We start from the raw sequence: 19,162 nt of genomic DNA on the forward strand, positions 1-19,162 counted from the left end.
CGACATCTACTCGAGGGTTACCTTGACCAGCCAAGCTAGCGGAGCCAACCGGCGTCGCGCGCGGCCCACGGGTTGCATTCGTACATGGACGGAGTGACCTTCGCGGAGGGGTTCAGCGATGGGTGGCGGCCCCAGCCGAACCAGTTCGCCACGTTCTGATTGGTACCGTGCTGTCGCAGTTCTCCTGGCCGGTCACCGGCATTGCTGTTGTTGACGAAGGCCTGCTGGGAAAGTGATCTGGTGATCGATCCGCGCCCGGTGTTGGTTCCGTAGAACATGCCGGAGAAGCACCAGGCCTGCAGCTCCAGTTGCCGTGACAGCAGTTGCCCGGCAGCGCTCTTGTAGCCGATGGATTCGTTGCGCGCCAGGAACGCCGCCATCACGCCGATCTGCTCCTGGACGTGGTGGCCGTACTCGTGGGACAACACCGCCAGCGCGTAGCCCTCGCCGTACCGGGCGATGGATCGCATCGAGTCGAACGGCATCACGATGGTCCGATCGGCAGCGCAGTAGAACGCCTCCCGGCCGGTGTTGTTCTGCCCACAGGCACCCGAGTACGACGCGGAGCTGGCTCCGGCCCACAGCAGCGGGGTCTGCAGTGTGAGGCCGAAGTGGCTCAGAGTGGCTCGCCAGGCACGGTCGTGGCAGGAGATTGCAGCCTGGTAGAAGATCCGGGCCGCAGCGGCCTGGAGGTGCCACGCCGGCAACCGGCAGTTCAGCTTGGCAATGCCGTAGCCCTGCTCGAGGTGCACCGGATTCATTCCCAGCAAGGGATCGTTGTAGACCGATCCGGTCACTCCAGGGGACCAGGCCGACTCAGTCGGCTCGCTGGACGTCGGTGCGACCGTCGGTGTCGGAACGCTGGTGGGCGTAGTGCTGGGCGAGCTCGTGGGCTCGGTCGGCATCTCTGAAGATGTAACGATGACAGGTGGATCATTGGCCGTTTTGATCGCGCCGGACGACTCACATCCGCTGACGACCGCAGCGGCAACGACGACCACAGCGGTGACCGTACAAAATCTTGCCCTCACAACACTGGCTCCCCTTCAGACAGCTCGAACACCGGCACAGTCAACAACCTCTACCTTGATGCATCAAAGTATAGACTGGTAGAGGTTCAGCATGAGGGGAGAAGACAGGCTTGGTCTTCGGCCAGAGGCAGGATCCGTGGTGACGCTTTCCCAGTGGCCGGACGCGTGCAACCTCGTGACTGATCCGGAGCCCGCACCGTCGGCGCCCGCATGTCCTGACCCCGAACCCCTTACCTGGAACGGAAACGGCGGCCTTTCCATGCAATACGTCATCCTCCTCAGAGGTATCAACGTCGGCGGCCGGAACAAGGTCGGTGTGGCCGACCTCACCGCAGCCCTGGAAGCGGGCGGCTTCACCGACGTGAAGACCTACATCAACTCCGGCAACGTCGTACTGACAAGCCTTGCTACGAGCGCCGAGGTGAACAACGCGGTCGAGAAGCTGATCAAGGACGCGTTCGGCTTCGCCGTGGACGTCCTCACACTCACAGGAGCTGCCTACCAGCAGATCACCGCTGCGCTGCCGGCCAACTGGATACACGGCAAGGCGATGGGCTGCAACGTGATGTTCTTGTGGGCGGACGCCGACTCTCCCGACATCGTCGACAAGCTACCCGCCAAGCCCGGGATCGACACCCTGATCTACGTCCCCGGCGCGGTTCTGTGGGCCTTCGACGGCAAGGACGTCAACAGAACCGGCATCTCCAAGCTCGCCGGCCCCGGCCCCTCCCAACGCATGACCATCCGCAACTGCAACACCGTCCGCAAGATCGCCGCCCTGCTCGACGCGAGTGCGCACAGGTGACGAGATCCGGACGCAGCGCCTACCACGACCGGCGCCAGGGTGCCCCGCGGTTGTGCGTCACCCGCTCTCCTCTGCACACGTAGGTCGCAGACAGGCGTCGCGGGAAGACGCTAGTGCCTGGAGGACAGGCGGGTCCGCTTGCTGCACACTCGATGAGGGGAACCGAGATGAACAAGTCACTGCGACGGGGCGGGGCCGGTCTGGTCGCCGGCCTCGGTTTGCTGGGCGGTGTGGTCGTCGCCGCTCAACCGGCTGCCGCTTACCCGGGCAGCTGCCATACCGGGATCAGCAGTTTGGGGACCGTGTCAGCCTGGTGCGACCTCGGCTCGGGCTCGATTCGGGCCGTCGCCGGCTGCGAGTGGGCCGGCTGGTGGACCACGGCCTACGGCTCGTGGGTCAACATCACTCAGGGCGCATCGCACGTCTCCTGCCCCTGGCCGTACGGCGTGCGCTGGGGCGGCTTCAACGCCAGGGACTAACCAGCCTGATCGAGCCCGCTGAAACCGACAGCCGGCCGGAGTGGTCCGGCCGGCTGTGCTTGGTCAGTCGATCGCCTGGTAGAGGGTGGTCCAGAAGTCGAGCATCAGTTGGGTGGCGCTTGGGACAGTCGCGCCGACCTGGGTCAGGAGTACGCCGACGACGTCGTTGACCGGGTCCGCGTACGTCGACGTACCGCTGCCGCCGTCCCAGCCGAACTGCCCGACCGGGGCGTAGTCGCCGCGGTAGGTGCGCACCGCCATCCCGAGGCCCCAGCCACCGTGCTGGCCCTGGCCGAACGAGATGTGCACGTTGTCGCGAGCCAACGCCTCCCGAGCGACCTGCTGCTCGGCGGTGAGGCGGTTCGTGGTCATCAGCTCCACTGCCGGCTTGGACAGGATCCGCTCGCCCTGGTGGACGCCGTGGTTGAGCAGCATCCGGAAGTAGGCGTGGTAGTCGTCCGCGGTGGAGTTGAGCCCACCACCGCCTCCTGCAAACGCCGGCGGCTTGCTGTGACGGCCGCCCTCGGCCTCGTCCCACACGTGGAACTCACCCGTGGCCGGGTCCGGCGCGTACAGCGGGGGCAGGCGGTGCATCTGGTCGCCGGGCACCCAGAAGCCGGTGTCCTTCATCCCGAGCGGGCCGAAGACGCGCTCCTGCAGGAACTCGTCGTACGGCTGTCCGGTGACCCGGGCCACCAGCACCCCGACCAGGTCGCTGCTGATCTGGTACTGCCAGCGCTCGCCGGGCTGGTACATGAGCGGCAGGGTGCCGAGGCGCCGTACCCACTCGTCCGGCTCCGGCATCGGGACCGGGAGGTTCGGTGTGATGCCCTGCTCGAACAGGGCGGCCATGATCGGCGTACCGATCATCGTCATGTCCATGCCGAGGCCGAACGTCGAGGTGAGCACGTCCCGGACGGTGATGGGCCGCTTGGCCGGCACGGTGTCGTCGACCTCGCTGGTGATCTGCCGCAGCACCTGCCGGTCGGCCAGTTCGGGCAGCCACTGCTCGACGGTGTCGTCGAGCCGCAGCCGGCACTCGTCCAGCAGGACCATCGCCGCGGCGATCGAGACGGGCTTGGAGGTGGAGGCCATCCGGAAGATGGTGTCCCGCTGCACCGCCGGTCCCCCGTCGTGGCGCATCGTGCCGATGGTCTCCACGTGCGGCTCGCCGCCGCCCCGGCTGACCAGGGCGACCACGCCCGGGATCTTGCCGGAGTCGACGTGGCGGGCGAGGACGTCGTGCAGCCGGCGCAGACCGGTCGTGGAGAAGCCTGTGGAGGTCATGGCGGTGTGCTCCTTGCGTTGTGCTTCGGGTGAGGTTCAGAGGCTGGCGGCGGTGATGTCGCCGACCGAGGTGGTGGCCTTGATGTTCAGGTCGGGGTCGCCGCTGTTCTTGAGCGAGTTGCTGATCCGGCCGCTGGCGGTCCCGGCGTCCAGAGTTGCCGAGGTGCCGGCGGCGGCGACGATCTCGATCGCTCCGGCGTCGGTCCGCAGTACGACGTCGCCGCGGGTGGCCTCGGCGATCCGGATGTCGCCGGCGCTGGTGCGGATCTCGGCCGGACCGTGCAGGCGGCCGATCGCGATGTCACCGGCGGAGGTCGTGAGCTTGGCGCTCGCGACGTCCTCGAGGTCGATCGCGCCGTGCGAGCTCTCGACGGTGAAGTCGCCGTACCGGCCGACGGCCTTGAGCTGGGCGCTCGCCGCCTTGACCTCGACCGCGGAGCCGGTGGGCAGGTGGACGCTGACCGCGACGGAGCCGGACGGGCCGAAGTACTGGTTCTTGGCCTTGATCTGCACCGTCAGGACCCCGTCGGCGTAGCTGACCTGAGCCTCCTCGGCGGCGCTGACGTCGCGCTTCTTCGACGGGTCGGCCGGCTTGACCTCGACCGTGGTGTCGGTCTGCTCGCCTGCAATCAGCTGGATGGTGCCGGCCGGGAGGTCGAGTACGGCGGTGATCGGCTCGGAGGTGGTGAAGGTAGTCATCGTGGTGCCTTTCATGGTTTCCGTTCGGTTGATGGCACTACCTTCGCGAGCTGCGCTGACACGGGCCCGACATCGCGCTGACACCGCCGAACCGAGAGCTGTCAGCGAACGGGCTCGAGGCGCAGGGCATCGACGGCCTGCGCCAAGGTGGTCAGCGGGCGAGTGCGGCCGTGCCACCCCGGGCCCGCACCGAACGCGCGGCGTCCGGTCGCCTCGATCCTTCGCCGAAGTTGTGCCTGACCTGGCCGCCGGATAGTGGCCCACAGGACGACGGCCGACGGGTCGGCCCGGGGAATCGCATCAAGGACGGCCACCGGGCTGGCGTCCGGACCGAACATGACCGTGGACTGACCACGCTCCAGCAGAACTGCGCGAAGCGTGGTCAACGCGAGGGTGTGCCGCTCCTCCGGGCAGGGCACCAGAAGCACCGGCTGAGCCGGTCGTGCCTTCAGGTGGGGCTGGCTGACGTACTGCTCCACGGCGGCCGTGTAGCCGCCGGCCAGAACCAGCTCGATATCGGTGCAGTCGTGCTGCTGCTGGAAGCGCGCTTCCAGCCGTCTGAAGGCAGGCGCGACAAGATCCTGCCAGGTCCGAGCAGCGCCGTACCGGGTCAGGGCAGTGCCGAGGCGGTCGCTGAGGTCCGTGAACTGGAACTGTTCGGCCGCGGCGACGAGCGAGTCGACCGTCGCGGCGAAGCCCGAAGGTGCGTCCGCGCTCAGACGCGCAGCGTCCTGGGCGGCGACTCCCCTGTCGATCAGTCGTTGCATCCGGCGGATGCGCGCGATGTCGGCCGGGGTGTAACGGCGGTGCCGGCCGATGGTACGTGCCGACGGACTCACGCCGTACCGGATGTCCCAGGTCCTCAGGGTGACGGCAGAGATGCCGAGCAGCGAGGCCGTCCTGCCAACGGGCAGCACGACGTCCTGAGCTGGCTTCGTCGGCATGGCTTCAGCTTGGCACGGTCTGCCTAAGTTTTGCCGAAGTTCGGGAGATCGTGTTTCGCACCGGCTCGTCGTGGTCACCGGGTGCGCACCCAACTCAGGAAAAGGTGGTCATGATGGGAAACATCGTCGAATCCGTGGATGTGAACGTTCCGGTCCGTACGGCGTACAACCAGTGGACGCAGTTCGAATCGTTCCCGCAGTTCATGGACGGCGTCGAGGAGATCCGTCAGACCGACGACACCCACACGCATTGGGTGACCTCGATCGGTGGGGTGAAGCGGGAGTTCGACGCCACGATCACCGAACAGCACCCGGACGAGCGCGTCGCCTGGACGACCGAGGACGGGCCGAAGCACGCCGGCGTCATCACCTTCCACCGGCTGTCCGACGCGGAGACCCGGGTGACGGCGCAGATGGACATCGACCCCGACGGCATCGCCGAGACGGTCGCCGACAAGGTCGGCGTGATCTCGCACCGGGTGAAGGCCGACATGTCCAGGTTCAAGGAGTTCATCGAGGCCCGCGGCACCGAGACCGGCCAGTGGCGCGGCGACGTCGAGCCGGGTGCCTGAACCAATGAAGCTCAAGCAGCTAAGGCGGCAGCTGCCACTCGTGGTGACTGCCGTCACGATGGCGACCTCCAGCGCCCTGCCCACCGGCGACGCCGACGGCGACCCCAGTGACTGGTCAGGCGCGCCCTGGATCGTTTTCGCCGTACTCGCGCTCGTCCTGGTGGTTGGCGGCGTGCTCCTGGCCCGCCGCCTGACCCATCGCAAGGACAACCACAGATAGTTCAGCAGGCGCCGTGGAAGTACCACTGGAAGGTGATGTACGGCGGTTCGCCGATCGGCACGGAGAAACACGGGTGACTGAGAGCCTTCGGCGCAGAGCGAAAGCTGGTTCTAACGCACGGCGATCCCGACCCCGGTGGGCGGTACGGTCTCGGCATGCTGGTGCGCCGACGGACTGTCTTGCTGGGGGCTGCTTCGGTTCCGTTGGTGGCGGCCTGTGGGGCGAGCCCGGGCGACGGCGCGCCACCGCTGAAGCTGGAGAAGACCTGGCAGGAACCACTGATCACCCCGGGCGAGGCGATGCCTGGGCGCGCGCGGATCGTCGGCGACTCGGTGGTACTCGCCGATGGATCCGGGGCCGGAAAGGTTCGGCTTGTCTGCTTCGGCGCTGCCGACGGCGTACGGCGGTGGACACTCGACGGAAGCAAGCCCATCGCCAACGGATGGTTGTCGATCGTCGGCCCGGCGAAGTACTTCTCGCCGATCACCATCCAGAACCCGGGCATCCGGCTCGTCGGCGGTGTCATCCCGATTCCGTATGCGACCGCCCAGAAGGGCGCTACGACCAGCGGAATCATCGGTGTCGACGTCCAGACGGGCGAGCCGGCGTGGAGTTTCGCCGCAGCGCCCTCCCCCACCTTTGACCGCACGATGGTGACGGCGGTCGCCGCTTCCGTCGTACTCGCGACTGTCAGCAGGCCCTACGGTCCGCACTGGCCGGTGACGTCGCCGACCACGATCGCTGTTGACGCCAAGACCGGCACCGAACTGTGGCGGGCGACCGGTGTCACCGGGCTGTCGGGTGACGGCGACTCGGTCGTCGTGGCCCGCCGTACGGCGAACTCCGCAACCTGGCTGCCCGAGGTCAGGGACGCGCGGACCGGCAAGACTCGCTGGGCCGGCACCAGCGCGATCGGCGGCACGTACGACTACCAGGCGACAGCGGCCGACTTCGTGCTCCTCAACCCCGGCAACAGCCGGGGGCACTACGAGCTCGTCCGATTGTCGACCGGCGAGCAACTCGACCTCCCCGAGACGTCGGAGAGTCTGGTCCTGCTCGGGACCGAACCGCCGGTGCTGGCCTGGGACAGCGGGATGTCGTGGTTTGCCAAGGGCCCGAACGGATTCGTCACCCAGACACTCCCCAAGGGACGAGCGGCCAAGGGTAAGCAGCGTCCTGGCAGCCTCACGTTCAAACCTGCGTTGGGCAGCGGGCCGTATCTGTGGGGTGAGCTCCAGTCCAAGGTGGGCAGCAAGAAAGAGGACATCAAGTTCACCGGAACGGTCGCTCTGGATCGGACCGGCGCCCTCTGCTCACCTCCCATGCGGGACGGAGCGGCCATCGCGGACGTCTCCCAGCAGTGGCTGCTCCTCGGCCTGAAGGACCACCTCGCCGTCCACCGGATCAGCCCGGCATGATCAGCGCGGCATGATCAGGCGACAAGAGGCCGGCCGGCGGAGGACAATGGGCGGATGAGTGCGGTGGATCGGATGCGGCGTTGGGATCGATGGGTCACCAGGCGATCCTTGGCTTCGTTCGCCGTGTCGCGCCTGACCGCGGAGCTGTACCGGGACAAGTCGGCGTGGGCCGCTTCGATCCTGGTGCGTACCGCCGCGGGCTCGCTGCAACCAGCTGCCGGCCAGGCCTTCCAGGCCTTGGTCGAGGGATGCGAAGACCCGCGCGCGGTCGGCGGTGTGATCTATGAATCCTTGTTGCATTGCGGCGGAAAGGACGACTCGGACACGACCTGGACGCGGGTCACCGGACCACTGCTGCTCGGCGACTCACCGCCGCGCCTGATCCGGTTCCTCGATCATCCGCCGGCCGGCAGCCCACGCGGCACTGAACCAGCGGACATCATCAAGCAACTCATGATGTGCGTTTCCTTCAGTTCGCGCAGACGACCTGACCTGGAACAGTTTCTGTCCAGCACAGATCAGCCTCTGATCGTCGAAGCATTGCGGGCAAGCTGGAGCGACAAGACCTTCTTGCCCAACGACATTGTCACGGACGTAGGTGTTGCGAACCCGCACCTGCAGCCCTCGGGCACGGGCCGGAGTGATGTACTGCTGGCCGTCGTCAAGGATCGCCTGGACCTCCTCGACTTCACCAATCCCTACACCGTCGACTCTTTGCTGCGTGGCGCCCAGATGAAGCGGCCCGACCTGGCCGACAAGTTCCTCCGCGTACTGAAGGCCCTACCTCCCGGCACCGCGCAAGAGCGCCTGTGCAAGATCGTCACGCGCAGGCTCATCCCCGATAACGCAGCCACCGTCGCCGCACTCGAAGCGGGGTACCTGCCCGAGGGGCTGCAAGATCGAGTCCTGTTCCTCTTCCTCACCCAGCAGTGGAGCCTGTACGACGCGATCGACCCGACCGGCGATCTCCTCTACACCGCTTTCCTGCAAACGCATCGCTCGCCCGACCTGCGCGACCACACCCTGACCTGGGCCATCATCGAGACCGCGCGCCAGAACGGCCGGCCCGATCCCGCCGCTCGCTACCTCGAAGAGAATCCGGTCCCCGAGGGCACGCGCTCCGACGGACCGCGCCCGTCGGTCGGCGGCTACAGCAGCGACTACGGCTTCGGCGGTGACCACGGCAGCGGCGGCTGGACCGGCGGCAGCTTCCACACCTAGGTCCTGCGACCTCGTGACCCATCGGGCGTTTACAGTCCGGTCTGGACCGGATGAGCGAGGAGATTTGCTGTGGCGCGGACGCGGGAGGAAAGCAAGGACTACCCGGCGCAGCCGCGGCATGCGCAGCCGAAGAACTGGGACGAGCTGACCGCGGGAGCTGCCGACGCGGCGGTGCGGGTCAGCAAGGGCGACCACTCGAACTACAACGGGCAGGACCCCAAGAACGTCCGGCGGGTGCAGGGCCTGAAGATTGCCGGCGAGGCCACCTGGGAGCAGGGGCTGCGGCTCAATTACGGGTACGTCGAGCACTGGCTGCGGCACATGTACGCCCACCAGGGGCAGGTGCACGACCGCGAGACGCGGCTGCACATCCGGCGCGCCTTGGAGACGCTCTTTCATGAGCACCTGCACCTGATCAGCTCGGCCGGCACGAACCACACGCAGGCCGAGGGCGAGATGAAGTACGCCGAGGTGCAGGCGCTCGAGGAGGGCGTGACCGAGGCCTATGCCTACGAGCACCTGGACGACTTCATCACCGACCTCGGCATCGACGAGGTCTGCCCGGGGATCATGGACCCGGAGGTGAAGGACACCCCGACGTACCCGCGGTTCACGCCGGCCGCGATCGAGATGACGCGGCTCGCGGGCGAGGCCACGGGACGCGGTGGGCCGGAGATGTTGCGCCGGCTCGCGGTCGAGAACCCGCAGTACAAATGGCGGGTGCTCACCGGTGAGCTCGTGAACGCGTCGAAACTGTACGACGTACTGCCGAAGGAGCAGGCCGGTCCCGCGAACGTCCGGGTGGCGCAGGCGATGTGGAAGGACTACGCCCAACTGGTTGCCTTGGGCAATCTGCCGGAGGATCAGCAGCAGGTCCGGTCGAAGGAGATCGCCGCGCAGGCCTTCGGTTCCGGCCAGTCCGAGATCGCGACCATCCGCCAGGAGGTCCAGACCCACGGCCGGATGCTGACCGAAGAGGAACGCGCCCAGCTCCCCGCCGACGCCCTGAACGCGAGCCGCCTCGCCAACACCGGCACGCCGCCACCCCAGGCCACGGCCCCCTCAGCGACCCCGGCCGAGAAGCCCCGCACTACCCCGGACAGCAGCAAAGCGGCCACGATCGCACGCGACTGAGCGCGGCCTGGGATACTGAAGACGCCCCTGCCGCCCGCCCCCGAGAGGTGTTCAAGGTGCTCAGATCCGCCAAGCGAACCGCGATCGTCACGTTCCTGCTCGCTCTCCTCACGTTCTCGCCAGTCGCTCCCGCCACCGCGGTCACTGGCGCCCTTCAGGTCAGGCCCGCCGGCGCGGAGGTTGTCGCGGTCACACCGGTCGCGGACCGGCTCGTCGACCTGTCCGTCCGCTCCCAGGCTCTCGGCGGACGGACGGTGAAGGTACGGCTGCTGACGCCCGACGGCTGGAATCCCAGCGACCGTCGGCAGCACTGGCCGACTTTCTGGTTGCTGCATGGCTGTTGCGGCGACTACACCTCCTGGTCCGGAACCGATATCGCGAAGATCGACAGCCTCCGCAAGGTCCTGGTGGTCATGCCGGAGGCCGGCTGGAACGGCTGGTACAGCGACTGGTGGAACTACGGCGCGGGCGGCGACCCGGCCTGGGAAACCTTCCACACCACCGAACTACGGCAACTCCTCGAGCGAAACTGGGGAGCCAGCTCGAATCGCGTCGTCGCCGGCCTGTCGATGGGCGGCCAAGGATCACTCCTGTACGCCGCCCGCCACCCCGGCATGTTCCGGGCGGTCGCGTCGTACTCCGGCTCAGCGCACCCTCTCCTGAACGACGAATCGGTTCAGCGGATCATGGGCTTCTTCGCCGGCCAAGGCAACGACCCGCTGCGCGTCTGGGGCGATCCGGTAGCGCAGCGCGGCATCTGGGCGGCGCACGATCCCTACTACCTCGCCAAGCGCCTGAAGTCCCTGCCGGTCTACCTGTCCTGCGGCGACGGTACGGCAGGCCCGTTCGACCCGCCCGGCAAGACCGACGCCCTGGAAGCCGACTTCAACCGCCAGAACCACGCCCTCGCAACCGCCCTCCAGCAGGCGGGCGCACGTCGACTCACCACCGACTTCTACGGCCCCGGAACCCACGGCTGGGCCTACTGGCAACGCGAACTCCACGACTCCCTGCCCATGCTCCTCAAAGCCCTCGGCGTCCATAGCGCCTGAAAGGCCGTCGCGGCCCAGGGCTGGGGAAACCTGGGCCGCGACGGGGTTCGATGGATCAGTTGACGTTGACCAGCGCGCCGACCTGGAGCGTGCCTTCGTTGAGACCGGCGGTGTAGCTACCGAAGATCTTGCCGTTGGTGTCGACGTGCTCGTTCGTCCACGTCGCGCCGGCGGCCTTGCTCCGGACCCAGAGACCGCTGCCCGGTACGACGGCCGTCACGTGCAGGCTGCCGTTCGGAAGTCCGGCCGCCGACAAGGACGAGATGGAGTCGTTCAGGTCGATCGGGTCGGATCCACCCCACTGCTTGCTGACGTTGCGGCTCTTGAACCAGATACCGCTGCCCGACACGAGGTTGAACAGGTTGAGGGTGCCGTCGGGCAGCCCGACCGCACCGATCGAGGTGATGTACGGATTGGTGTCGACCTGGTTCGCCGCAGCGGCCCAGACACCGTTCTTGAACTCCCGCGTCCAGACGCCGCTCCCAGCGACGGCGGTGAACAGGTGCAGGGTGTCGTCCGGAAGTACTGCGGCCGCAACAGCGACCGTGTAGGGATTGGTGTCGACCTGCCTCGAGGTCCAGACGCCGGTGCTCGCGTTACGAATCTTGTGGAAGACCCCAGCCCCCGGTACGACGGTGAACAGGTGCAGCGTGCCGTCGTTCTCCCCCGCGGCAGCGATCGCCGAGATGTTCGGGTTGGTGTCGAGCTGCGTCGCCTCGGCCACCCACTTGCGGGTCTTCGGGTCGCGGAGCCGGTACCAGACACCGCTGCCCTTGACCACGTTGAAGGCGTACATGCTGCTGTTCGGGATGCTCGCCACCGCGGTGTCGGTGATGTTGGCGTTGCCGTCGACCGCGACGGCCGAAGCGTCCCATCCGGCCGAACCCGACCACTTGGTGCGGTTGAACAGCGGACCACGCGCGGTGCGATCAACCGGGGCGTCCTCCCACAACAGGTTGACGATGCGCTGCGCGTCCGCCGCCTGTACGCCGTACCGGTCGGGGTAGGCCGAGACCTGAATCTTCTGGCAGATCGGGCCGATCGCACCGGCCTTCCAGCTCTCGTTCGGGTACAGCTTCTCCATCTCGTTGAGGAACCGGTTGGTGGTCCAGGTCGCGTTCAGGCGTTGCTCTCGAGTGCCCCACCACTTCTGTTGCTGGAACAGGCCCACGCTGGTGGCGTCGCCCCCGTCGAAGTTCTGCAGGGTGGTCTCGACGATCGCGGTGGTGACCGCGATGACTGCGGCTCGTTCGGTCAGACCGCGATCATGGACGGCGTCGACGATCATCCGGGCGCAGGAGACCCGGTAGGCATTCATGGCGTTCTTGAGCTCCTCGGTCAGCTGACCGTTGAGAGTGTTCGCCAGTTGCCCGTCGCGGCTGTTGCTGCCCTTGGGGTCACACGGCACTTTCGGGAGTGCCGCCTGGGCGATCCGATCGTTGACCGACGGATCGACGGGTGCCGCGTCGGCGACGGTGCCGAACAGGCTGGTGGCGGCCACGGCCAGGGTGACCGTTGCAAGAAATCTCTTGTGCATCGGAATGTCCTTTGTCCGGAGCCGGGATCAGGTCGCGTTGACGAGGGCGCCGGCCTGCAGCGTGCCGTCGTTGAGTCCGGCCACGTAGCCGTCGAAGATCTTGTGGTTGCCGTCGATCAGCTGGGCGTCCGCGGTCCAGATCTGGCTGCCGTTGTTGGTACGGATCCACAACCCGCTGCCCGGCACGATGGTGCTGACCACGAGCTTGTTGCCGTCCTTGGGCAGCGTGGTCGCCGAGATCGCGGTGATCGCGTCGTTCTCGTCCATCAACACGGCGTTGCTGGTCCAGTTGCCGGTCGTCTTGTCCCGCAGCCGGTGCCAGACACCACTGCCGGGAACGAGCGTGAAGAGGTGGACGGCACCGTCGGCGCTGCCAGTGGCTGCGATGTCGGTGGTGTACGGGTTCGTGTCGCGGATGGACGCCTCGGCGTCCCACACGCCGTTGATCCGCTGCCGGCTCCAGACTCCACTGCCGGGGACGACGTTGAAGGCCTGCACGTTGTTGCCGATCGCGGCGATGGCGATGTCGGTGCTGTAGGGGTTGTTCTCGATCTGCCGTGAGGTCCACACACCGGTGCTCGGGTTGCGGAAGCGGTAGTAGACGCCGTTACCGGGCACGAGCGTCAGCAGGTGCAGGGTGCCGTCGGGCGTCGCGGTGGCGGCGATCTTCGTGATCGCGCCGTTGGTGTCGACCGGGCTGGCCGCGTCGACCCACTTGCTGGTCTTCGGATCACGCAGGCGGTAGTAGACGCCGCCGCCCTTCACCAGCGTGAAGGCATACGCGTTGCTGCTCGGGACGCTCGCGATCGCGGTATCGACCAGCTTGGTGTTGGAGTCGACCAGCGTCGCCGCGTCGTCCCAGCCGGAGCTGAGCCAGCGGCTCCGGTTGTACAGCGGGCCGCGCGGTTCCTGGCTCACCTCGGGCGCCGTCCACCAGGTCGTCTGCTTCTTGGCGCCGGCCCAGCTCAGGCTGAAGTGGATGTGGTCGGTGTGCGGGTTGGGGCCGTCGTACGGCTGCCAGCCCTGCGACGCCTTGTGCGCCGACCAGATGCGGTGGTTCCAGATCATGTACATGATGCCGAGGCGGCGCGCCATCGCGTCTTCGTTGCCGTATTTGTCCGTGGCCAGGAGCCATTGCAGGACGTCCTCGGCAGCGGCTTTGTCGGCCGGTTTGTTGATATCGAGCATGTAGTCGAGGGCACGGCCTTCTTTGTGCTCACTCTGACCACCGGAACTGCATTCTCTGACGATCCCGCCGTTGTGCTTGCCGTAGGTGCGGTTCAGCAGGTCGCGCAGGCCGACGGTGCCCGGCTGGGCCGGTAGACCACAGCGGGTCTGCCCGTCGTACGGAGCGTAGGCGTCAATGCTGCTAGGGAAATTGGGAGTCACCGGTGCCGCAGTGGCGGCCTGCGGGGCGAGGGTGGCGACGAGGCCGACGGCCAGGGCGCCGACGAGCGCCCGGACGGTACGGCGCCAGCGGTTGGGGCGGATCTTTTGCATGACGGAGCCTCACTCGGTTCATGGCAATTGGATTGAACAACCAGAACCGTAGAGAGCCTTTTATCCCGCAGACAATACTGTTGCAGCTTGTGGCAGGTGCAGGAAACGGCAATGAAGTAACCTGCAATTGCCACAACCGGAAAACAATCAGAATGTTCCTTGACGGCCGCGATCAGGAACTGTAGGCGGGCCGTTCGATGGCCGGAAGCTGTCAGTTCGGCCCGCGGGCCGATAGATGCCCTAGGCAAGGTGCCATGCTGGGGCCATGATGACTCGATCCCTGGTGGCGACCCTGGCCGTCGTACCTCTCCTGGGTACGGCGGTCGCCGGGGTGCCCGCAGCGCAGGCGGCGCCGAACGCCGATCTGACTGTCACCGAGATGACCATGGACAAGACCCTGGTCGCGGTCGCCGGGCTGAACACTGCCTCGGTCACATTGACGGTCAAGGCGAAGTACACGGGCAGCGCGACGACGCTCTACGCGATCTTCGAGCTGAGCGATACCGGCCCGGGACCGTCGCAAAGCCTGTACTCCACACCCCTGAAGCTCATCGCGGGCACACCCGACAACGGCACCTGGCAAGGCCCGGTGAACGTCACGTCGTCGGCAAACGGCGCGTACTACACCTACGGCATCAAGGCCGGTCGGTTCGATCCGGCCAGCAACGACAACACCGAGCCGGCACCCGTTCCGGAATCGACTCCTCTGCTGCGGGTCTCCGGGCGGAACATCCCGCGTGTCACCGCCAAGGTAACGCCGAACCCGGTGCCGGCCGGCAAGCCGTACTCGGTCCGCTGGTCGGTCATCAACTCGGCGACAGGCAAGGCCTACGGCACGCGCCTGAAGGTTGCTCTTGGCAACGGTGCCGCCTGCGCGGGCCGCGTCGACCAGGTACCGACCGTGCTGACCGACACGGCCGGCTACGTCACCCGCTCCTACCCCTCCACCGCCGCTGACTCCGCGAACTGCCTGCTGATTCCCGGCACCGAAGCTCCGCTCGGCGGCCTGACCATGCTCGCCCCACGCGCAACCATCATCTCGGCGACTCCGGCCCGCGCCAGCGCGCCGGTCGGCACGATCGTCCCTGTCAACGGCACGGTCGCCGGCCCGCCGGTTGGCTGTGAGGTCCTGCTCCAGCGTCTGTACGGCGCCTCGCAGTGGCGCACTGTCGGGACCTCGACCGTCCGGTCGAGTGGCCGGTTCACCCTCAACGCGCAACCGGCGTACAAGGGCTCGATCGCCTACCGCGCCTGGTTCTGGAACTGCCGCAACTACCCGGTCGGCAGCTCCAAGACCTTCCACATCCAGGGCACCTGACCGACGGCGTTCACTCCCTGGTGCCTGCAGCGGCCAGGGAGGACTGCCGAAGCAGCCGCGCGATCGGCACGATCGTCGTACCCATCGCGAGCAGCGTCGCTCCGCCGAGAACAGCCAGTACGCCGGTCAGCGGCACGTACGGGACCGCGGTCCCGGTCAGTGCGTAGACCACCGCGGTGAGGGTCACCGCGGCGATGGCACCGCCGATGAAGACCGAGATGCTCAGGAGCCCTGCCTGCTCCGCGCGAACCATTCGCTTGATCTGGCGGCGGGTGACGCCGGTCAGTTGCAAGACGGCCAACTCACGGCGGCGAGCCAGGGCAGCCATCGTCATGGTGTTGGCCGCAGCGAGCGCCGCGAACGCGATCATCACGGTGATCAGCAGTTTGTTGAGCCAGGCACTGATCGCGAGATCCTTGGACACCCCGGCGGTCGCCTGCTCGGAGGAGATCAGGGTTGCCGAGGGCAACTGAGCGGTCAGCGCCGCAGCGGCTTCGGGCGTAGCCCGGACGAGAAGCCTGGTCGGCGCCAGGCCGACGGTCGTCTGGGAGAGGACGACGTCGCCGAAGCCGAGGCCGCGGTCATAGATCGCGGCGACCCGCAGGTGCTTCTGGGTTCCGTCGCCAAGCCACAGGTCGGCCTGGTCACCGAGCTTCCAACCGCGCGAGGACGCTTGCGTCGACGAGACGGCGACGCTGTCCGGGCCGACCGCTGCCAGCTTGCCTTCCCGGACTCCGAGATCGATCGTCGCCTTGGTATCGCCCGAGCCGATCGTCAGCGCCGGGATCACCTCGAGGCTGTCCATCACCTTCACGATCACGGAGGTCTGGCGCGTCGGCGTCACCGCCTCGACGCCAGGAGTCCGACGAAGCTTCGCGACCGCCGCCTCGGAGACGCCCTTGGGTGCAAGCACCGTGTACGGCGCGAGCGTCCCGGCCCGCACCTGCTGGACGGTCTGGCGTTCCACGTTGTCCTGCAGGAACCAGACGGATCCACCGAAACCGACCGACAGGACCAGCGCAGTCAGCACGGTGGCGCCGCCGCGGGCGTTGGCTGCGAGGTTCTTCGCGGCGAGATAGCCGCTGTTGCCCCAGCCAGCGCGGAGGACAGGCGCAAGGTACTTGGCGGTGAGGCTGTTGATCCACGGCGCGAGGAGGGCTACCGCGATGACGAACAGGTACAGCATGCCGACCGCTCCGGCGAGAGCAGCCTGACCGCCGGTCCCCACTGAGACAGCACTGGCAGAGACGGCTCCGGCGAGGGACGCGAGCCCGAATCCCAGACGCACCTTGCTCAGCCGAGTGGGCTCGACCGAGATCTGTGCCAATGCCTCGGCCGGACGGATACCGGAGAGCCTCCGGCTGGCCAGCAGCGCCGAACCGAGCGCAACCAGCACGATCAACAGCACCGCAGCAGGCGCAGCCAGCACTCCGAGGGACAGGGCATAGTCAGCCGGGAGGAAACCGCGGGTCACCAGCTGGTCCCCCAACCAGCGACTTGCCAGCAGCCCGGCCGGTACGCCGATCACCGAACCCACGCCGGCCAAGATCACCGCCTCGGCCATCAGCATCCGCCGTACCTGCCCTGGTGTCGCGGCCGTTGCCCTCAGCAACGCCAGCTCGCGCCGCCGACCGCGGATGGACAGACCGATCGTTCCGGCGACCACGAAGATGACCAGCAGGACGACATAACCACCGAACGCGGCGCCCACCCGGACCAGCAGGCCGCGCGCCGCCGCGATATCGGGCCGCTCGACCAGCACCCGGTCCCTGCCTGTATAGGCTTTCGCGCCCACCGACTCGGCGACCTTCTCGACAGCTGAGGTGACGGCAGCCTGGTCAGCCTGCGGAGTCAGTGTCACCGCGAACGCGCCGGCCGCAGCGGCCGAGACCTTCTCAACACCCGGGACCTCGCGCAGTTCACCTGCCAGGTTGGCCGGTACGGCGCCGGGCTCGGGCAACTGCACCGTCGCCTTATAGGGATCGCCGAGCTGCTGACCCGTGATGGTCAGATCGCGTTTGGCGACGACGATCTCGGCATTGGAGTACTGCTGTGGCTCGGGCAGTGGGCGCAGGCCGGACTCCACCAGCGCACCCATACTCGTCAGGATCGTCACGCCGGCGATCAGCGCGATCAATGTCGCCAGGACACTGCCCGGCCGGTGCTTCAGCAGGCGGAAGGCGAGGCCGGTCATGCCACTGCCACCGATCCGCGCTGGACGCGGCCGAGCGTTGTCAGCTGGGCGGCGATGCGGTCGATACCAGGTTGCGGTGTGTCGGCAACGATCCGGCCGTCCGCGAGTACCACCACGCGATCGGCGTACGACGCGGCCACCGGATCATGCGTGACCATGATGATGGTCTGACCGTGGTCGTCCACCATCGACTTCAGCAGCGCCAGTACGCTGGAAGCCGTCTCGCCGTCGAGTGCACCGGTCGGCTCGTCGGCGAAGACGACCTCCGGACGGATGGCCAACGCCCGCGCGATCGCAACTCGTTGCTGCTGGCCACCAGACAGCTCAGCCGGACGACGGTGCAGCAGCCCGGCCACTCCGACCCGTTCGACGACCTCGGCCAGCCAGCGCCGGTCCGGCCGCGCACCCGACAGCCGGAGTGGCAGCGAGATGTTCTCCTCGACGCTCAGCGCGCCGATCAGGTTGAACATCTGGAAGACAAAGCCGATCTTGGTACGGCGCAGCCGGGTCAGCGCGGTCTCCGACAACCGGGACAGTTCGGTGTCACCCACGAACACCCGGCCGGAGGTCGGCCGGTCCAACCCGGCCGCGGTCTGCAGCAGGGTGCTCTTCCCCGATCCCGACGGCCCCATGACCGCGGTGAACGTGCCATACGGGAAGCTCGCGTCCACGCCGGCCACGGCATGAACGAGCTGCCCGCCCACGTCGTACGTGCGAGTGAGCTGCTCGACCCGCACCGCGGCTCCGGTCGGCAACGGCATGTTTTTCGTCATGCCTGCAACGCTAGGGAGAACGGCGCGCCGTCAACATCCCGCCAACTGGCCGTTAGAGGTAGAGCAGGCTCTACCATCTTCGTTCGCGCGTCACTTCTCCGCGTCGAGGCGAAGGTCCAGCAAGGTGGAGAAGACGTAGAAGTTGGGGATCCGGCTGATCTCCGAGAGCATGGTGTTCCGCCGAGCGCCGCGCTCCCGGACGTAGATCGAACCGTTCGTAGCCCAGGCGCCCTCGAGCTGGTCCCAGGCCCAGACCTTGTCCTTCGCGGCGAGCGAGTCCCACTGCATGGTGATCGGGCCGAACCGCAACGTCTCACCCTGCCGGAACAGCTCCAGCAGGCGGGGCAGCTGGGCCTTCGTGACGGCTTGCTGGATGGCCGGGCCCCAGGCATCCACGGCGGTGTTCCCCTCGTGCGAGCCCTCGATCCTGGCCTCGGTGCCGTCGTCGCCGTACACGTGGTAGGAGAAGCTGGTCGAGCTGACGGTGCCGAAGTCCGCCTTCTGCTTGACGATGGTCTGCTTCACCTGCATCGAGTCCCAGCGGAAGGCCGACAGCTTGCCGCGGTAGTCGACGAAGGTCATCCCGTGCTCGAACAGGTCGAGCCGCACCTTGTCCTTGTTGGCGGCCTTGCGCCCCATCTTGACGGCCCACCACGCGGCCGCGATCGACATCGGCGTACAGACGATCGCCAAGAACGGCGGTCCGCCGGCGAACAGCGAACCGAATCCGAAGACGCCGCACAGAACAGCCATCACGGTGAGGATCACGAACCCCGAGGAGTGCTCCCTCGGGTGGTGGGTGGCCTGGTACTCGCCGAGCCGCGCCTGGGCGACCGCCGCGCTGATCTGATCGGACAAAGGGGTCCTCGTTCCCTTAGGATTACCTTGAGCAGAGAAGGTAGCAGCCATTACCTTGACTACACAAGGTAATGGCTCGCGCCCGGATATGCGCGGCCGGCCGGGACCCAGCAACTAGAC

General features: G+C 67.2%; 18 protein-coding genes. 9 read left to right on the forward strand and 9 right to left on the reverse strand.

What is annotated here, in order from left to right; all coding sequences use genetic code 11:
• Positions 1–35: 35 nt before the first annotated feature.
• Positions 36–905 (reverse strand): neutral zinc metallopeptidase, encoded by an 870-nt coding sequence (locus tag ACIA49_RS01470; protein WP_396375108.1) that lies wholly within the window; start codon positions 903–905, stop codon positions 36–38.
• Positions 906–1,290: 385 nt separating this feature from the next.
• On the opposite strand from ACIA49_RS01470, the gene ACIA49_RS01475 reads away from it, so the two are divergent.
• Complete coding sequence (locus ACIA49_RS01475) at positions 1,291–1,836, forward strand: DUF1697 domain-containing protein (RefSeq protein ID WP_396375109.1); 546 nt, start codon at positions 1,291–1,293, stop codon at positions 1,834–1,836.
• A gap of 167 nt (positions 1,837–2,003) precedes the next feature.
• Complete coding sequence (locus ACIA49_RS01480; protein ID WP_396375110.1) at positions 2,004–2,315, forward strand: hypothetical protein; 312 nt, start codon at positions 2,004–2,006, stop codon at positions 2,313–2,315.
• 63 nt (positions 2,316–2,378) lie between these two features.
• On the opposite strand, the gene ACIA49_RS01485 is transcribed toward ACIA49_RS01480, so the two are convergent.
• The 3 genes from ACIA49_RS01485 to ACIA49_RS01495 form a co-directional block, all read right to left on the reverse strand.
• Complete coding sequence (locus tag ACIA49_RS01485; RefSeq protein ID WP_396375111.1) at positions 2,379–3,602, reverse strand: serine hydrolase domain-containing protein; 1,224 nt, start codon at positions 3,600–3,602, stop codon at positions 2,379–2,381.
• 36 nt (positions 3,603–3,638) lie between these two features.
• The gene (locus ACIA49_RS01490) at positions 3,639–4,301 is read right to left on the reverse strand and encodes a DUF4097 family beta strand repeat-containing protein (RefSeq protein WP_396375112.1); all 663 of its coding nucleotides are present in this window, start codon (positions 4,299–4,301) and stop codon (positions 3,639–3,641) included.
• Positions 4,302–4,402: 101 nt separating this feature from the next.
• Positions 4,403–5,245, reverse strand: a complete 843-nt coding sequence (locus ACIA49_RS01495) for a MerR family transcriptional regulator (protein WP_396375113.1) — start codon at positions 5,243–5,245, stop codon at positions 4,403–4,405.
• A 113-nt stretch (positions 5,246–5,358) separates the two neighbouring features.
• Between ACIA49_RS01495 and ACIA49_RS01500 the strand changes: the two genes are divergently transcribed.
• The 6 genes from ACIA49_RS01500 (at position 5,359) to ACIA49_RS01525 (ending at position 10,862) form a co-directional block, all read left to right on the forward strand.
• Complete coding sequence (locus ACIA49_RS01500) at positions 5,359–5,817, forward strand: SRPBCC family protein (protein ID WP_396375114.1); 459 nt, start codon at positions 5,359–5,361, stop codon at positions 5,815–5,817.
• Positions 5,818–5,821: 4 nt separating this feature from the next.
• Positions 5,822–6,037: a hypothetical protein gene (locus ACIA49_RS01505; protein ID WP_396375115.1), complete on the forward strand. Its 216-nt coding sequence runs from the start codon at positions 5,822–5,824 to the stop codon at positions 6,035–6,037.
• 155 nt (positions 6,038–6,192) lie between these two features.
• Positions 6,193–7,455, forward strand: coding sequence for a hypothetical protein (locus ACIA49_RS01510; RefSeq protein WP_396375116.1), 1,263 nt, complete (start codon positions 6,193–6,195; stop codon positions 7,453–7,455).
• 54 nt (positions 7,456–7,509) lie between these two features.
• Complete coding sequence (locus tag ACIA49_RS01515) at positions 7,510–8,676, forward strand: hypothetical protein (protein WP_396375117.1); 1,167 nt, start codon at positions 7,510–7,512, stop codon at positions 8,674–8,676.
• Between the two features lie 69 nt (positions 8,677–8,745).
• The gene (locus tag ACIA49_RS01520) at positions 8,746–9,810 is read left to right on the forward strand and encodes a hypothetical protein (protein ID WP_396375118.1); all 1,065 of its coding nucleotides are present in this window, start codon (positions 8,746–8,748) and stop codon (positions 9,808–9,810) included.
• 56 nt (positions 9,811–9,866) lie between these two features.
• Positions 9,867–10,862, forward strand: a complete 996-nt coding sequence (locus ACIA49_RS01525; protein WP_396375119.1) for an alpha/beta hydrolase — start codon at positions 9,867–9,869, stop codon at positions 10,860–10,862.
• A 55-nt stretch (positions 10,863–10,917) separates the two neighbouring features.
• On the opposite strand, the gene ACIA49_RS01530 is transcribed toward ACIA49_RS01525, so the two are convergent.
• Both ACIA49_RS01530 and ACIA49_RS01535 read right to left on the reverse strand, forming a co-directional pair.
• Positions 10,918–12,399: a hypothetical protein gene (locus ACIA49_RS01530; RefSeq protein WP_396375120.1), complete on the reverse strand. Its 1,482-nt coding sequence runs from the start codon at positions 12,397–12,399 to the stop codon at positions 10,918–10,920.
• Between the two features lie 27 nt (positions 12,400–12,426).
• A complete protein-coding gene (locus ACIA49_RS01535; RefSeq protein ID WP_396375121.1) occupies positions 12,427–13,899 on the reverse strand; it encodes a hypothetical protein in 1,473 nt (490 codons plus the stop codon).
• 265 nt (positions 13,900–14,164) lie between these two features.
• Here ACIA49_RS01535 and ACIA49_RS01540 point away from each other — a divergent pair, with 265 nt between their 5' ends.
• On the forward strand, positions 14,165–15,217 hold the full coding sequence (locus tag ACIA49_RS01540) for a hypothetical protein (protein WP_396375122.1): 1,053 nt from the start codon (positions 14,165–14,167) through the stop codon (positions 15,215–15,217).
• 10 nt (positions 15,218–15,227) lie between these two features.
• Here ACIA49_RS01540 and ACIA49_RS01545 read toward each other — a convergent pair whose 3' ends face one another.
• From ACIA49_RS01545 to ACIA49_RS01555, 3 genes are all read right to left on the reverse strand, one after another.
• Complete coding sequence (locus tag ACIA49_RS01545; RefSeq protein WP_396375123.1) at positions 15,228–17,411, reverse strand: FtsX-like permease family protein; 2,184 nt, start codon at positions 17,409–17,411, stop codon at positions 15,228–15,230.
• Positions 17,408–18,184: an ABC transporter ATP-binding protein gene (locus tag ACIA49_RS01550; protein WP_396375124.1), complete on the reverse strand. Its 777-nt coding sequence runs from the start codon at positions 18,182–18,184 to the stop codon at positions 17,408–17,410. The genes ACIA49_RS01545 and ACIA49_RS01550 overlap by 4 nt, the downstream gene beginning before the upstream one ends.
• A 90-nt stretch (positions 18,185–18,274) precedes the next feature.
• Entirely contained in the window at positions 18,275–19,042 is a 768-nt protein-coding gene (locus ACIA49_RS01555; protein WP_396375125.1) for a DUF6585 family protein, read from the reverse strand.
• Between the last annotated feature and the right edge of the window lie 120 nt (positions 19,043–19,162).

The organism is Kribbella sp. NPDC051587, assembly GCF_044453945.1.
Classification (GTDB): Bacteria; Actinomycetota; Actinomycetes; order Propionibacteriales; family Kribbellaceae; genus Kribbella.

Excerpts from the sequence above, each read along its gene's own strand:
- ACIA49_RS01470 (WP_396375108.1), bottom strand. The coding sequence starts at position 905 with ATGCCGACCGAGCCCACGAGCTCGCCCAGCACTACGCCCACCAGCGTT.
- ACIA49_RS01475 (WP_396375109.1), top strand. The coding sequence starts at position 1,291 with ATGCAATACGTCATCCTCCTCAGAGGTATCAACGTCGGCGGCCGGAAC.
- ACIA49_RS01480 (WP_396375110.1), top strand. The coding sequence starts at position 2,004 with ATGAACAAGTCACTGCGACGGGGCGGGGCCGGTCTGGTCGCCGGCCTC.
- ACIA49_RS01485 (WP_396375111.1), bottom strand. The coding sequence starts at position 3,602 with ATGACCTCCACAGGCTTCTCCACGACCGGTCTGCGCCGGCTGCACGAC.
- ACIA49_RS01490 (WP_396375112.1), bottom strand. The coding sequence starts at position 4,301 with ATGACTACCTTCACCACCTCCGAGCCGATCACCGCCGTACTCGACCTC.
- ACIA49_RS01495 (WP_396375113.1), bottom strand. The coding sequence starts at position 5,245 with ATGCCGACGAAGCCAGCTCAGGACGTCGTGCTGCCCGTTGGCAGGACG.
- ACIA49_RS01500 (WP_396375114.1), top strand. The coding sequence starts at position 5,359 with ATGGGAAACATCGTCGAATCCGTGGATGTGAACGTTCCGGTCCGTACG.
- ACIA49_RS01505 (WP_396375115.1), top strand. The coding sequence starts at position 5,822 with ATGAAGCTCAAGCAGCTAAGGCGGCAGCTGCCACTCGTGGTGACTGCC.
- ACIA49_RS01510 (WP_396375116.1), top strand. The coding sequence starts at position 6,193 with ATGCTGGTGCGCCGACGGACTGTCTTGCTGGGGGCTGCTTCGGTTCCG.
- ACIA49_RS01515 (WP_396375117.1), top strand. The coding sequence starts at position 7,510 with ATGAGTGCGGTGGATCGGATGCGGCGTTGGGATCGATGGGTCACCAGG.
- ACIA49_RS01530 (WP_396375120.1), bottom strand. The coding sequence starts at position 12,399 with ATGCACAAGAGATTTCTTGCAACGGTCACCCTGGCCGTGGCCGCCACC.
- ACIA49_RS01535 (WP_396375121.1), bottom strand. The coding sequence starts at position 13,899 with ATGCAAAAGATCCGCCCCAACCGCTGGCGCCGTACCGTCCGGGCGCTC.
- ACIA49_RS01540 (WP_396375122.1), top strand. The coding sequence starts at position 14,165 with ATGATGACTCGATCCCTGGTGGCGACCCTGGCCGTCGTACCTCTCCTG.
- ACIA49_RS01545 (WP_396375123.1), bottom strand. The coding sequence starts at position 17,411 with ATGACCGGCCTCGCCTTCCGCCTGCTGAAGCACCGGCCGGGCAGTGTC.
- ACIA49_RS01550 (WP_396375124.1), bottom strand. The coding sequence starts at position 18,184 with ATGACGAAAAACATGCCGTTGCCGACCGGAGCCGCGGTGCGGGTCGAG.